Genomic DNA, 13307 nt, shown 5'->3' with positions numbered 1-13307 from the left:
CGCGTCGTTCGCCGATCGTTTCAGATCATACTGGCCGAGGCCAGCGTCGGCGGGGGATTTTTTCAACGGCCTGCTAGGGTGAGATAACGCTGCCCAGCCGGCTCAAGGGTTCCATAAACCTTGCTCCCCCCTGAAATGAACTGATGGAGCTTGAAGGCGAACAGACTGCGCCCGCCCTCGGAGGAAGGCTTGTCGGTGGTGCGATAGGCCAGGAGCAGGAAATCGGCGAGCGTCGACCGTGCTGCGCCGAAATCGACTCCTGCGTCTTCGGCCAGGCGCTTGGCCGCGTCGTCCAGCGTCATCGGCTGCGCGCGCCGCCATTTGCCTTCGTCACGGGTCAGGCCGAGCGTGAGTTCGACCCAAACCGCGAGCGGGTGCCGGGCGAGCTCCTCATAACCTGCCGATTCCGGAACCCCCGCTTCGATGGCTTCTGCCAACTGCGGGCGCACATGGTCGATCAACAAGTGCTCCGGAGAGATCCGCTGCAGGGTTTCCGTGATGACGTTGGCAGCCGTCAGACGGGTACCAAACAGGCGGCAGGCCACCTCGGCAACCTTCTGGTTCTTTTCCTGCTCGGTACCTTCAGTGGCCATCGTTGCCGACGTACCGATGCACTGCAGATGCTCCGAAAGGGCTTCACGTACCCGACGCACCAGCAGGGCAACATCAGCCCCCTGCCGCCCCCGATAAGTATGCAGTTCATCCAGGACGAGAAAACGCAACCCTTGGGCATTGCGGATGACGGCCTTGTCCTTGTCATCCTGACGCGTCATGAGCAGTTCCAGCATCATGAAGTTCGTCAGCAGGATGTCCGGAGGATTGGCCGCCATGCGCTGGCGCTCTTCATCACTTTCCTGGCCGGTATAGCGGCCAAAGGTGACCGGCGGCTGGTCGCCGTAATCACCGAGAAACTTGCCAAGCTCCTCAAGCTGGCTGTTGGCCAGCGCGTTCATGGGGTAAATGACAATCGCGCGGGTGCGCGGCGTCGGAGCCGATTGCTTGGCCTTCAGGATGGCATCGACAATGGGAATGAAGTAAGCCAGAGACTTGCCCGAACCGGTTCCGGTAGTCAGGACGTAGCTCTCCCCACTCTGGGCGAAAACGATAGCCTCTTCCTGGTGCTTGAATAAATCGAGCGACACTCCGGCGCTGCCATCTGATTTGCCGGCGCGAAATATCCGCCCGCATTCTGGATGCAGCACCCCATCGGCGACCAACGCTTCGACCGACTTTCCTAGCTTGAAGTTGGGATTAACTTGGACAAGGGGGGCTGGCCAGTACCTGCCTGAGGCGTAGGCCTTGTCGACAAAACCCCTTATATCTTCGGCATGGATGCGGGTAAAGCTTCGAGTGAAGGTGGCGTAGTCCTTGATAAGATTTTCTCGAAACTGGAAAACGTCCATGTACCCCCCTATCCGACGTAGACCGATGCCCCCTGAGCGTTCCCCTGAACCCTGCGTCCACATCGACAAAATTGCGGAACCGCCTGCGTACTAAGCCAAGCGTCTTTTGACTGCGTATTTTGATTCATTTGCCACAAGATTGCAGTCATACCGGCGGGGCGACCCCGGAGGCTTGGCTCATCGCGCTTCATGGGTGAAACCTCACGTCTAGAGGGAGCATCAGACTAGACCCGATCGAACGGCCTCAATCAGCAAAGCCGCATCCCGCGCGCTCTCGAGCGTTCGAATCTCACGCACCAGGTTACTGAACGTCCTCCAATGCATTCCCTTGGGTTTCTGCCAGCCATTCCACTCCCCATCAGGGGCCAGTCGCGCTTCGATCTTCCGCTGCTTATCCCAACCCCGCCGCACCGCATTCTTACGCTGGCTGGGATAAGCCAACCCAAGACACCGTCGGCATCCTAATCCGGCCCCCAGGTACAGCTTGCTCACCCTTCGCCCGCATGCTTGGCAGACGAACCAAACCCGCTCTCCACCGAAGCGGCAACCAGTCGCCTGAGTAGCGATCACTGCGTGCACCTTGGATCCGCCGTAAACATACTCGACGCTCTCGCGCATATTGGCGACAAGCCGCCCTGCTCTGCGCAGCTCCCTCACATCCAGGGAATGGAGCGCGGTGGTCAAACGCCTCACGGCCGGCCGGCCCGCGCCCTTCCGGCGCCCCCCACGCATCAGTCAGCCGCTCCTTTGATTTCGAAATTCTTAGGAAAGTTAAGTCCCGCCTCAGCACCTGCATCCAGCATCAGGACTGGCTCGACACCTCTCGGATCCCGAACAGTGCTGCTAAGCGTTCGCCCAGCTTCCCGAAACCCTACAGAGCATTGGGATCGTGCATTTGGCGGCATCGACAATGATGGACGCCGACGATTCGGGGCGTGATCGATGAAGGGCCGGAGCAGTTTGTAGAACACGGTGGGATACCGGAGAGTTAACCTTTCGATGACTCCCCACTCTTCGTCATCGAACCGGCCCTGGTACCATGTCGCGAGCGCCCCTAGCAGTCGCTGGCGCCTGTCGTCGTCATGACGCCCCACCTCGACTCCATCAAACCCGAAGGGCTCGGCCACCCGCTTCCTGAATGACTGCTGCAAGGCCCGCAGTTTGGATGGCCCACCGACCAGGTCGGAACCCACCAACCGGTTTCCGACCAGCGGCAGCACGAGCACATGCATATGCGGCGCGCCCTCATCGAGATGAACGTCCGCGCTCATGATGTTTACCAAGCCACCAAATCCGTCTGCAACCCATCCCAGACAAGCCGCGAAGTATGGACGTTCCTCACGGAAAGCCCCTTTGGGCAGACTGAAGACGAACTCTATGGCGCGTACCCCGTCTGAACGCTGCCTCCTTAGCCCTGGACCTTTACCCCAACCCGCTATCGCCAGGCGCTGACGGAAGGTCTCCATGACATCGGCGGCACGCGAGGCACCAGCCAGGCAGTAGTTGAGACCGACGAGGTGTGATTGGATGGCCGGATTACTGCGGACATCGAAATCGCGCTTGTTGTGAAACGCCGCGTCACGAAGCTTTTTCTCGCTCTTGATCTTCTGCAGGCGCATGAAGGCAACGGACGTCATTCGGCACCCCCTTCCAGCACGCGCCGAATTTCAGCGACCGGCCAGGCGAGCCGGCCATGAATGCGTCTAGGCTGCAGGGGGCCCCTACCAGACGACGCCCACATCCGCAGGGTTTGCGGCTGCCGGTTCAAATGAAGAGCGGCTTCGCGGGTAGGAAGGACAGCACGAGTTTCGTGCTCGAGAGGAGTAAACGACCGCATGTTGGCGTCTCCCAGAAGGGGGGAGAGCGCCTGCCTTTCTTTGGGACGCACGTGCCCTCCCCAAGTTAATGGGAAAGAGGCACTCCTGCGCCTTGGATCTCGGCCTGTTTAGACCTGTAGAAAAAATACTAGGTTCGTGCGCCGCTTGCAACTGGGTAGCGCTGAGCCCTCGAAAAATGGGTCATCGAGGGGTACACAGGGGGTACACAGCTTAATTTTGGCCGAATCTGCCAGACCCGCGTGAACCTAAGTCCTTGATTTTATTGGTGCCGGTGAAAGGAATCGAACCCTCGACCTTCTCATTACAAGTGAGCTGCTCTACCAACTGAGCTACACCGGCAGAAGGCGGGATTGTAATGGAAATCGATGGCGCCGCAGAGCGTTCAGGCAGGCGTGGCAGCCAACCGCGCGGGATCGCTGGACCATGCGCTCCACGATCCCGGATACAGCGACGCGTCGATGCCCAGGTCCTGGACGGCAGCAATCCAATAGGCCGCCGCAACGCCAGAGCCGCAGTACGCGACGACGGGGCGCCGGTCGTCAGCGAGCAGGCCGAGGCGGCGGGCCACTTCCCGGCGCTGGTCGACGGGAAGCAGCCGGCCCCGCGCATCCTGCCAGGCCGAGGCGGGACTGCTGACCGCGCCGGGCAGGTGGGAGGGCGCCTTTCCATCCCCATCATAGGCCGATCGGGCCCGGGCATCGAACAGCCGGTATTCCGCGGGACGCGCCGCGATGGCGGCGGTGTCGATAACCGCCAAAGCGGGTACGGGAGCCGCCCAAGGCGACTCCTGTGGCGGTCCGCCTTCGGCGCCATATGAGGTCCATGCCTGCAGGCCACCATCGAGGATACGCACGCCGGCCAAGCCTGCCCAGCTCAAGACCCACCATGCGCGGGCGGCGGCGGTGCCGTTGCCCGCGTCGTAGACAACGATGCCGCGTGCAAGGTCCAAACCTGCCTGGGCCGTCCAACGCCGCACGCTCTTGCGCGTTGGCAAGGGCAACCGGCCCTGCGCGGGATCGCCCGGCGCGGCGTAGTGAGTAGGAAGCGTGGTTTCGACCGAGCCAGGTATCAGCGCAGGCGGCGGGGCACCTGCGTCCGCTGCGACGTAAACGGCGGCCACGCTGCCGGTACCCAGCGCCGTCGCAAGCGTCTGCGCCGAAATGAAAGGGGACGCCGTACCGGCACGGGGCCACTTGGTGCTCATTGGTTACTCCTTATTCCTCGTCAAGATGCGCGGTTGCCTTGCAATAGGTCCTGCCCGGCGGAACGCGGCATGGCCAGCGTCATGAAGGCGCTGGCCAGCGCAATGGCTCCTAGCGTCAGATATACCCACGAATAAAACGCCGTACCGCCGGCCCCGATGGCTGCGCCGCCCCGCAGCAACGACGCGGCGGCTGCTACTCCCATGGCGACCGTAAGATTCTGGATGGCCAGGAAGAAGCTCGTCGCGGCCGCCAGGCGCGCGCGCCCCACATCGGCATAGGCCAGTGTGCCGAAGGCATTCATCTGCAGCGACCGGGCCCATCCGAAGCCCAGCAGCATCGCGGCGTACGCTGGCAGGACATCCCGGGGCGGGACCAGCCCCGCCACCGCCAGGCAAGCTGCCGCCATCAGCCCATGCAGGAACAGCCCTTTACGGTATCCGGTCCGGCGCAGGATCTTGCCGCTGAAGAATTTCATGGCGAAACCGCCCGCTGCTGGAATGAGCACCACCAACCCTGCTTCCAGCGGGCTATAGCCGTCGCGCTGCTGCAAGGTGACGGGGAGCAGGAAGGGTACGCCGCCCACTGCGATGCGGAATACCGAGCCGCTCGCCATGGCATCGCGAAAGCTGCGCACGGCCAGCAGGTCCAGGGCGAGAACAGGCGCGGCCGTCCGCCGCGCATGGCGAACATACGCGGCAAGCAGCAGCCCTCCGGCAGCAAGCGCCACGGCGGCCGGGCCGCTCCGGACTTGCGCATCGGCCAGCGACACCAGGCCCCACATCAAGCAGGCAAACCCGGCACCGGTCAGCAAGGTGCCGCGGACGTCGAAGGTCCCTTCCTGCCTGCCCTCGGTCGCCGGCAAATAGCGCCACACCAGCCATAATGCCGCCAGGCAAAGCGGCCCGTTGATCCAGAAGATCCAGCGCCATCCTACATAGGTCGTCAGCAAGCCGCCGAGAAACGGGCCCACCATGGGCGCGATCATCGCCAGCAGGATGACCAGCGCCATGGCCTCGACGATTTCGTGCTTGGCGGCTGCGCGCAGGACGATCAATCGCCCGACCGGCGCCATCAACGCACCGGCCATGCCCTGTACGAACCGAAGCGCGATCAGGATGGACGCGCTGGGCGCCAGTCCGCAGGCGATCGAACTAGCCAGGAAGAGCCAGATCGCGCCGGTGAAAACCTTCTTGTCGCCGTAGCGTTCCGCCAACCGGCCGCTCAGCGGAATCAATATGGTCAGGCCCAGCAGATAGGCGGTAATGGTTGCGCTGAGCGTGACCGCATCGGTCTGCAGTTCGGCGGCCATGGCGGGCAGCGCGGAAGCCACGCTGGTCGCATCGAGCTGTTCGACGAAGAAAATGGACGACACGATCCAGGCCGTGCGCCGTGTCTGCGGCGACAGGCGTTCGGACGGCGCCGCTGCCGCGGCAGTTGCCGGCGGCATCAGGCCACCTTTCGCACGGCGGCCGGGGCCGCTTCGCCGTCATCGGCACCAGCGATCAGCGCGCGCAACGATTGCCTGACCGCCTGCCGCTGCGCCGACGTCTCCCATTGGCTCCGCGCAAACTCGCCCGCCACGCGTCCCGGCCGATCGAACACCAGAACGCGATCGGCCATCGCCAACGCTTCATCAAGTGAGTGCGTAATCTGCAGGACAGTCTGCCCGTGCGCCTTGGCGATGCGCTGGAAATCGGCTCGCAGCGCAGCTGCCGTAACCTCATCGAGCGCGCCGAACGCCTCATCGGCAATCATGACGTCGGGGCGCGTAATCAACGCGCGGGCCAGCGCTACGCGCTGGCGCATGCCTCCCGACAATTGCTGGGGATGCAGGGATTCATAGCCACCCAGCCCCACCTTGTGCAACAGGCCGATGGCCTGCCGCTCGGTCTCTGCCGTGCGCGTCCCCAGGATCTCCAGTGGCATCAGCACGTTCTCCAGCGCGGTTCGCCAGGGCAACAGGCGGTCGGTCTGGAACACGCAACCTATACGGCCGCGCAGCTGATTGAAGGCCCGATACGGGTCGACGCCCAATACCTGCACCTGCCCGCGGGTCGCGCTGGTCAAGCCGAGGATGAGATTCACCGCAGTGGATTTGCCGCACCCGGTCCGGCCAACGATGCAGACGTGTTCGCCCGCCGCGACGGCGAAACTCAGGTCCGCGATGGCAGGCTGGCCGGCTCCCTTGGAAAAGCGCTTCTCGACCTGGAAGAACTGGATCGCATCAGGCATGGCCACGTACTCCATCATGACCGCGATACGACAGGAAGCGCCGTTCGAGGCCGCTCAGAACCAAATTGCTAAGAATGACAAAGGCCACCAGTACGGCAGTCCAGACGATGGTCTGGTCCATGCGGAACATTTCCTGGGATATCCGCAGCTGGTGCCCGATGCCGGTGATGCCGCCCAGCAGCTCGGCCATGATGGTCACACGCGTCGCATTGCCCACATTGATCCGCCATACCGTCAACAGCGAGGGCAGCACCGCCGGCCACCACAGGATGCGCGCTTTCTGCCACAGCGTCGGGCGCATCGATTGCACCAGGTCGACCCAATCCCGCGGAATGCCGCGCAATGCGTCGCGCGCCTGGTAGAAGAAGGCAGGCAGGGCCGAGGTCACGACCACGAAGGCGATGCGGGCTTCCGCATCCTGGAACCAGAGGATGGCGAAGATCACCCAGCATAGCGAAGGAATGCCTTGCTTGAGCTCGACCAGCGGCACGAGGAAGCGCTCGATGTGGACGTTGCCGGCGACGGCCATGCCGAGCAGGAAGGACACGACGAACGAAGCCAGCAAGTACGCCCATATGCGCCCATAGGTAACGGCGATGTCGGAGCACCCTTGGGCCGAACCCAGCAAGTCTGCAGCGGTGGCTGCAATCTGCGCCAGCGGCGGGAAAAACATCGGCGTGGAATGGCGCGACGCCCATTCCCAGGCAAGCAGCATGAGCGCGATGGCCAGTGCACCCTCCCACGGCACGGCGGGCCATGGTCCCCGGCGCCAGCCGAACCCGCCCCGGTGGCCGACGTGTCGCCCTGCAAGACTATTCATGGCGCCCTTCCACGTGGAATGTCGACACCAGCGCATCCAGTTCCGCATCGGTCAACGGACGCGGCAGCTGGCCGCCTTCGGGCAACAGCTTCTGCGTGAGCAACGCAACGGTCTTGATGTGGCGACGCAGCGGCTCGATGCGCATCAGATCGCGGTACCGCTCCAGCACGCCCTGCAGGGCCGGCACATCCATCTGCGCGTCCTTGGCGACGAGCTTCGCCGCTTGCGCCGGTTGCTGCTGGATAAAGGCGGCAGCTTCTCGATTGGCTGCGTAGAACTTGCGGACCAGGTCTTGGTTGGCCTTGTCTGCAATCCACGCCGATGCGACGCCCAGCGTGATGGAAGGAACGAAGTCCGTACCCGAGACCTGCTGCCACACCGCCTTGTCGAACACCGGCAACGCACGCAGGGAGGCCTTGCCTTGCGCGACGGCGGCCGCGCCTTCGGTCGGATTGACCAGCAGCGCATCGACGCGGCCCAGCTGCAGTTCGGCCAGGCCGGCCGCCCCCCGCGCGCTGGAAGACTTGATCTTGACCTTGCCCAGGTCCACGCCTCGGGCCTGGAGAAACCATTTCGACAAGGCCCAGCTGCCAGTGATGGTGTCAGTCTGCACGACCTTGCCTTCCAACTGCTTGACGTCCGTCATGGCGGGATCGCGCACGACGATGTCGGACTCGAAATTGAAGATGTTCCACAGCAACGTGAAGTCAGCCCCCTGCTGCTTGAAGCGGCTGACCGCGGCGATCGCGGCGCAGAAGCACACCGGATCCTTGCCGGTGGCGAAATCCGTATAGGCGACGTTGGACGGCTTGGGCGTGACGACCAGTTCAAACCCATGCTTGCGGTCCAGCCCCAGGCGCTGGATCAGCGCCGGAATCCAGACGCTCTGCGAGGGCGGAGCAAACACGGTTACCGACAGCTTGGGCAGCGATTCGGCGGCATGGCCGACCGCAGCGAGCGCGTTCAACGCCAGTCCCGTGACCAGGCCGGCAGCCAGTTTCTTGCACGATTTCCTCATGGCGTCCTTCCATTCAGTCCAGCACGGCGCGGTGTAGCAGGCGATCCTGGCCGGCATAATTGAAAATGCCGCGATGCTGGACGATGCGGTTGTCCCAGATCAGCGCTGCGCCCGTTTCCCAGCGGTACTCGGTGCAGACCTCCGGGGACTTGATGAACTCGAACACGATGCCAAGCAGGTGATCGCTGACCTGCCGTGGCAGTCCCAGCACGCGCTGGGTATAGAGTTCGCAGGCAAAGAGCTGCTTTGCGCCGGTTTCCGGATGGACACGCACCAGCGGCACCTCCAGCGGCGGCGTGTCGTGCCTGGCTTGCCCCAGGCGCTCTGGATCGGGATAGGACATGGAGATAAGCCCCATCTGGTCGGCGTTGTGCAGTATGGTCAGCGTGTCGAGATAGGCCGCAAACGCGGGGTCGAGCAGCCGGTACGCCGCCGTGGCGTTGGAGAACAGCGTGCCGCCCCCCCGCTCGGGCGCCTTGACCGCATACAGGGCAGTGAACTTCTGCGGACGCTCGCGATAGGCCTGGTCGATATGCCAGATGTAATTCGTGCGGGTCTTCTTGCGCGCCGAATCGATGGAGTTGGCTTGGCCGCCCACCCTGGGCGCTTGCGGATTGCCGGCAAAGCGCGGCGCGCCGAACAGCGAGGCAAAGCGCTCGAAATCCTCCGCAGCCACCGAGCCCGGCACAAAAGAAAGGAAGCCGTATTCGAGCAGGGAGCGATACAGGAATGCCTGTACGTCCGGCGACGTACGGGCATCCCGGTCGAAACGGAACCCTTCGACCACGCCGCCGACAATCGGCGAATAGGGTTTGATGCGGAGATGGCCCAGGCGGATGTCCTCGTAGCGGTAGAGTTCCGGCTCGAGAATGCGCGGCTGGTGCAATTCAGTATCCGCTGGCCGATGCAGCGACTTGGGCAACGCGTTCATCGTCATTCGTCCCTTCAAAGAGAAGACAGAATAACGACGGGCTCGCGCGCGGCTAACGAATTTTTCCGCGTTTCGTTATGCGTCTTTGCAAATGCGTCTTTGCAAATGACTAAAAGCAGAAATGCCGCACGTGTGCGGCATTTCTCGGGGACCGTGACGGATCGGGGGTTACTTGATGACTGTCAACCTGGGCCGGCCACGGTCGGGGCCACCTGGGGGCGCGGGATCCGGATCGTCCGGGCCCTCCGCGGACGAGGACGACGGCGCCTCGCTCGCCGGCACGGCGGACAATTGCGGGCGGCCGCCCGACGCGTGGTCCTGGGAATCGGCCTGCGCGTCGTCCACGACCGGGCTGTCGGGTTGCGTGCCGCCGGCCTCGGAGACGGACGGCCCGACTTCGAACGCCATGCCATGGCCGGTCTCGCGCGCATAGATGGCGGTGACCGCATCGATCGGCACCGAAATCTGCCGCGCCACCCCGCCGAACCGCGCCTGGAACTCGATGAACTCGTTGCCCAGCTGCAGCTTGTGCGTGGCGAGCCGGCCGACGTTCAGCACGATTTCGCCGTTCTTGACATGTTCACGCGGTACCACGACGCGTTCGTCCACAGTGACCGCTATGTGCGGTGTGTAGCCGTTGTCGGTGCACCATTCGTGCAGCGCGCGGATCAGGTAAGGCTTGGTAGAGATTTCGCTCATGATGACACCCCTGGCGCGGCGCACAGCGGCCGGTGGTCGGCGGGCGCGGCACGCCAGGCCGCGGGCCGCCGGATGGTCCGGGCGCCTCGCATCAGCGACGCATGACCTTTTCGGACGGCGTCAGTGCTTCGATATATGCCGGACGCGAGAAAATGCGCTCTGCATATTTCTGCAGCGGCGCCGCGTTCTTCGGCAGCTCGATGCCGTAATGGTCCAGGCGCCACAGCAGCGGCGCGATGGCGACGTCGAGCATCGAGAACTCTTCACCAAGCATAAACTTGTTTTTCAAAAACATCGGCGCCAGCTGGGACAGCCGGTCGCGGATCTGCTGGCGGGCCTGTTCGAGCGCGCGCTCATCGGCGCGCGACTCCCGCGCCTCCAGCGTGCTGACGTGCACGAACAATTCCTTCTCGAAATTGAACAGGAACAGTCGGGCACGTGCGCGCATGACCGGATCGGCCGGCATGAGCTGCGGATGCGGAAAGCGCTCGTCGATGTACTCGTTGATGATGTTCGACTCGTAGAGCACCAGGTCGCGCTCGACCAGGATGGGCACCTGGCCGTAGGGGTTCATGACCGCGATGTCCTCTGGCTTGTTGTAGAGGTCGACGTCGCGGATTTCGAAATCCATGCCCTTTTCGAACAGAACGAAACGGCAGCGCTGGGAGAACGGACACGTGGTTCCGGAGTAAAGCACCATCATGGCGGGGTCTCCAGAGAGAGATATAAAAACGTTAAAGGGCCAGCCATCCAACCGGATGCTGGCCCCGGATAGGTAGTCTGAAAAACTACTTGACGTCCTTCCAGTACACGGCGTTCAGACGCCAGGCGATCACTGTGAAGAAAGCCAGGAAAATCAGCACCCACACCCCCAGACGCACGCGATGCTGCTTCACGGGTTCGGCCATCCACGACATGAACGCGACCAGGTCGGCCACGTCGTTGTCGTAGGCGGCGGCCCGGGCGGGATCCTTGGCGGTGAAACGCGTTTCCATCGTTTCATGGCCATGGTAGTCCGCCACCGGCTCGTGCTTGACGGTGGCCACGCCGTTCACGTCGTAGGTAGTCGTGACGCGCTCCCAACCGTGCTCGCCCTCGCCCTTGTGCATGGCGACGGTGGTCAGCTCGCGCGGCCCCTGGAGCTCCCAGAGGACATGGGGCATGCCCACGTTCGGAAACACCAGGTTGTTCCAGCCCGTGGGCCGGGTATCGTCGCGATAGAACGTACGCAGGTAGGTGTAGAGGTAATCGGCACCGGACGGACCCGCATTGACGGATTTCGCCCGGGCGATGACAGACAGGTCGGGGGGTGCGGCGCCGAACCATTCCTTCGCCTCTGTGGCGCTCATGGCAACGGTCATCATGTCGCCGACTTTACCGCCCGTAAACAGCAGGTTGTCCCTGATCTGATCGTCGGTCAGGCCGATGTCCCGGAGGCGATTGTACCGCATGGACGAGGCGGAATGACAGTTGAGGCAGTAGTTGACGAACAGTTTGGCCCCGTTTTGCAGGGAAGGCAGGTCGTTCAGGCGGGGCGGCGCCTTCTCGAGGTGATACCCGCCTTCGGCGGCCTGCACCCCCGTGCAGGCCAGCATCAGAATCAGTACACCGAGCAGCTTCTTCATCTTGATATCCGTTAAGTCTGTCGGGCCGGCAAAGGCTGCCGGCGCCGTTGGGCATCCTCAGTGGGCAGAAAAATTGACTCGCTCAGGCACCGGCTTGAACGTGCCGAGCCGGCTCCAGAACGGCATCAGCAGGAAGAAGCCGAGGTAGAGGAGCGTGCCGATCTGCGAAATGACGTTGAAGACCTCGTTCGGCGGCTGGGTGCCCAGGTAGCCGAGCACCAGGAAGTTGACGATGAACACGCCATAGAGCCATTTGTGCCAGCCCGGGCGGTAGCGGATGGACTTGACCGGAGAATGATCCAGCCAGGGCAGGAAGAACAGGATGACGACGGCGCCGCCCATGATCACCACACCCCAGAACTTGGCATCCCAGACGCGCAGCAGCACGGCCGCCGCCAGCAGCACCACGGTTGCGGCGATCTTGGCCACGGTGCCCAGCCGGCTCTTGACCAGGACCCACAGCGCGGCGACTACGGCGAAGAAGGCCAGCACCCAGGTGAAGTCGTCCGTGCAGGCGCGCAGCATCGAATAGAACGGCGTGAAGTACCAGACCGGGGCGATGTGCGGCGGCGTCTTGAGCGGATCGGCCGGGATGAAGTTGTTGTATTCCAGGAAGTAGCCGCCCATCTCCGGCGCGAAGAAGACGATCGCGCTGAAGATCATCAGGAAGATGGCCACGCCGAACAGGTCATGCACCGAATAGTAGGGATGGAACGGAATGCCATCGAGCGGCTTGCCGCTGGCGTCCTTCTTTTCCTTGATCTCGATGCCGTCGGGGTTGTTGGAGCCCACTTCGTGCAGCGCGATGATGTGCGCGACCACGAGCCCCAGCAGCACCAGCGGCACGGCGATCACGTGGAACGAGAAGAAGCGGTTCAGCGTCGCGTCGGACACGACGTAGTCGCCCCGGATCAGGATCGCCAGGTCGGGGCCGATGAACGGGATGGCCGAGAACAGGTTGACGATCACCTGGGCGCCCCAGTAGGACATCTGGCCCCACGGCAGCAGGTAGCCCATGAAGGCCTCGGCCATCAGGCACAGGAAGATTGCCACGCCGAAGATCCAGACCAGTTCGCGGGGTTTGCGGTACGAGCCGTAGAACAGCCCTCGCAGCATGTGCAGGTAGACCACGACGAAGAACATCGAGGCGCCGGTGGAATGCATGTACCGGACCAGCCAGCCCCATGGGACTTCGCGCATGATGTATTCGACCGACTGGAACGCGCGTTCGGCGTCGGGCTTGTAGTGCATGACCAGGAAAATACCGGTCACGATCTGGATGACCAGGACCAGGAGCGCCAGCGAGCCGAAGAAATACCAGAAGTTGAAGTTCTTCGGCGCGTAGTACTCGGACAGATGCGCTTTCCAGGTCGATGAGAGCGGAAAGCGGGCGTCGATCCAGCCCAGAAGGCCTGTGGTCTCGACATTCTTCTCGCCAGCCATGGCTGCTGCTCCTTTTGCTCGGCGGGTTCCCCGGCGCTGCGCTTCTCGTTCCGCAGCGCCGATGTGTTTCGATGGCTTCGTTTAACAGGGACG

The 13307-nt window shown here is 63.1% G+C and carries 12 protein-coding genes and 1 tRNA gene; all 13 read right to left on the bottom strand.

The genetic code is table 11. The features are described 5' to 3' along the window. Window positions 1-62: 62 nt before the first annotated feature. The 13 genes from QHC78_RS20235 to QHC78_RS20175 all read right to left on the bottom strand — a co-directional run bounded on the left by QHC78_RS20235 (window position 63) and on the right by QHC78_RS20175 (window position 13214). Window positions 63-1403: a DEAD/DEAH box helicase gene (locus QHC78_RS20235; RefSeq protein WP_319747812.1), complete on the bottom strand. Its 1341-nt coding sequence runs from the start codon at window positions 1401-1403 to the stop codon at window positions 63-65. Window positions 1404-2134: 731 nt separating this feature from the next. Then, window positions 2135-3040, bottom strand: a complete 906-nt coding sequence (locus tag QHC78_RS20230) for a plasmid recombination protein (protein ID WP_319747811.1) — start codon at window positions 3038-3040, stop codon at window positions 2135-2137. Between the two features lie 464 nt (window positions 3041-3504). Further along, a tRNA-Thr gene (locus QHC78_RS20225) sits at window positions 3505-3580 on the bottom strand. 43 nt (window positions 3581-3623) lie between these two features. Next, window positions 3624-4445, bottom strand: coding sequence for a sulfurtransferase (locus QHC78_RS20220; RefSeq protein WP_319747809.1), 822 nt, complete (start codon window positions 4443-4445; stop codon window positions 3624-3626). Window positions 4446-4465: 20 nt separating this feature from the next. Further along, window positions 4466-5893 (bottom strand): MFS transporter, encoded by a 1428-nt coding sequence (locus tag QHC78_RS20215; RefSeq protein WP_319747808.1) that lies wholly within the window; start codon window positions 5891-5893, stop codon window positions 4466-4468. Beyond that, window positions 5893-6678: an ABC transporter ATP-binding protein gene (locus QHC78_RS20210; RefSeq protein ID WP_319747806.1), complete on the bottom strand. Its 786-nt coding sequence runs from the start codon at window positions 6676-6678 to the stop codon at window positions 5893-5895. Before QHC78_RS20210 ends, QHC78_RS20215 begins: the two co-directional genes overlap by 1 nt. Next, window positions 6671-7498: an ABC transporter permease gene (locus tag QHC78_RS20205; RefSeq protein ID WP_319747805.1), complete on the bottom strand. Its 828-nt coding sequence runs from the start codon at window positions 7496-7498 to the stop codon at window positions 6671-6673. Before QHC78_RS20205 ends, QHC78_RS20210 begins: the two co-directional genes overlap by 8 nt. Further along, the gene (locus QHC78_RS20200; RefSeq protein WP_319747804.1) at window positions 7491-8516 is read right to left on the bottom strand and encodes an ABC transporter substrate-binding protein; all 1026 of its coding nucleotides are present in this window, start codon (window positions 8514-8516) and stop codon (window positions 7491-7493) included. The genes QHC78_RS20205 and QHC78_RS20200 overlap by 8 nt, the downstream gene beginning before the upstream one ends. 13 nt (window positions 8517-8529) lie before the next feature. Beyond that, entirely contained in the window at window positions 8530-9447 is a 918-nt protein-coding gene (locus tag QHC78_RS20195) for a TauD/TfdA dioxygenase family protein (RefSeq protein WP_319747802.1), read from the bottom strand. A 168-nt stretch (window positions 9448-9615) separates the two neighbouring features. After that, a complete protein-coding gene (locus QHC78_RS20190) occupies window positions 9616-10146 on the bottom strand; it encodes a ClpXP protease specificity-enhancing factor (RefSeq protein WP_319747800.1) in 531 nt (176 codons plus the stop codon). 91 nt (window positions 10147-10237) lie between these two features. After that, window positions 10238-10849: a glutathione S-transferase N-terminal domain-containing protein gene (locus QHC78_RS20185; protein ID WP_319747798.1), complete on the bottom strand. Its 612-nt coding sequence runs from the start codon at window positions 10847-10849 to the stop codon at window positions 10238-10240. 85 nt (window positions 10850-10934) lie between these two features. Then, window positions 10935-11771 carry a cytochrome c1 gene (locus tag QHC78_RS20180; protein WP_319747796.1) on the bottom strand — a complete coding sequence of 279 codons (837 nt, stop codon included), beginning with the start codon at window positions 11769-11771 and terminating at the stop codon, window positions 10935-10937. A 57-nt stretch (window positions 11772-11828) separates the two neighbouring features. Then, on the bottom strand, window positions 11829-13214 hold the full coding sequence (locus QHC78_RS20175) for a cytochrome b (RefSeq protein ID WP_319747794.1): 1386 nt from the start codon (window positions 13212-13214) through the stop codon (window positions 11829-11831). Window positions 13215-13307: the final 93 nt, after the last annotated feature.

This window comes from Pigmentiphaga sp. (genome assembly GCF_033795525.1).
GTDB lineage: Bacteria > Pseudomonadota > Gammaproteobacteria > Burkholderiales > Burkholderiaceae_B > Pigmentiphaga.
The sequence above is the reverse complement of the archived record's forward strand: the minus strand, read 5'-3'. Positions and strand labels throughout refer to the sequence as shown.

Coding starts and splice junctions, on each gene's coding strand:
- QHC78_RS20235 (WP_319747812.1), bottom strand. CDS start 1,403: ATGGACGTTTTCCAGTTTCGAGAAAATCTTATCAAGGACTACGCCACC.
- QHC78_RS20215 (WP_319747808.1), bottom strand. CDS start 5,893: ATGCCGCCGGCAACTGCCGCGGCAGCGGCGCCGTCCGAACGCCTGTCG.
- QHC78_RS20195 (WP_319747802.1), bottom strand. CDS start 9,447: ATGAACGCGTTGCCCAAGTCGCTGCATCGGCCAGCGGATACTGAATTG.
- QHC78_RS20190 (WP_319747800.1), bottom strand. CDS start 10,146: ATGAGCGAAATCTCTACCAAGCCTTACCTGATCCGCGCGCTGCACGAA.
- QHC78_RS20185 (WP_319747798.1), bottom strand. CDS start 10,849: ATGATGGTGCTTTACTCCGGAACCACGTGTCCGTTCTCCCAGCGCTGC.
- QHC78_RS20175 (WP_319747794.1), bottom strand. CDS start 13,214: ATGGCTGGCGAGAAGAATGTCGAGACCACAGGCCTTCTGGGCTGGATC.
- QHC78_RS20200 (WP_319747804.1), bottom strand. CDS start 8,516: ATGAGGAAATCGTGCAAGAAACTGGCTGCCGGCCTGGTCACGGGACTG.
- QHC78_RS20205 (WP_319747805.1), bottom strand. CDS start 7,498: ATGAATAGTCTTGCAGGGCGACACGTCGGCCACCGGGGCGGGTTCGGC.
- QHC78_RS20210 (WP_319747806.1), bottom strand. CDS start 6,678: ATGCCTGATGCGATCCAGTTCTTCCAGGTCGAGAAGCGCTTTTCCAAG.
- QHC78_RS20180 (WP_319747796.1), bottom strand. CDS start 11,771: ATGAAGAAGCTGCTCGGTGTACTGATTCTGATGCTGGCCTGCACGGGG.
- QHC78_RS20230 (WP_319747811.1), bottom strand. CDS start 3,040: ATGACGTCCGTTGCCTTCATGCGCCTGCAGAAGATCAAGAGCGAGAAA.
- QHC78_RS20220 (WP_319747809.1), bottom strand. CDS start 4,445: ATGAGCACCAAGTGGCCCCGTGCCGGTACGGCGTCCCCTTTCATTTCG.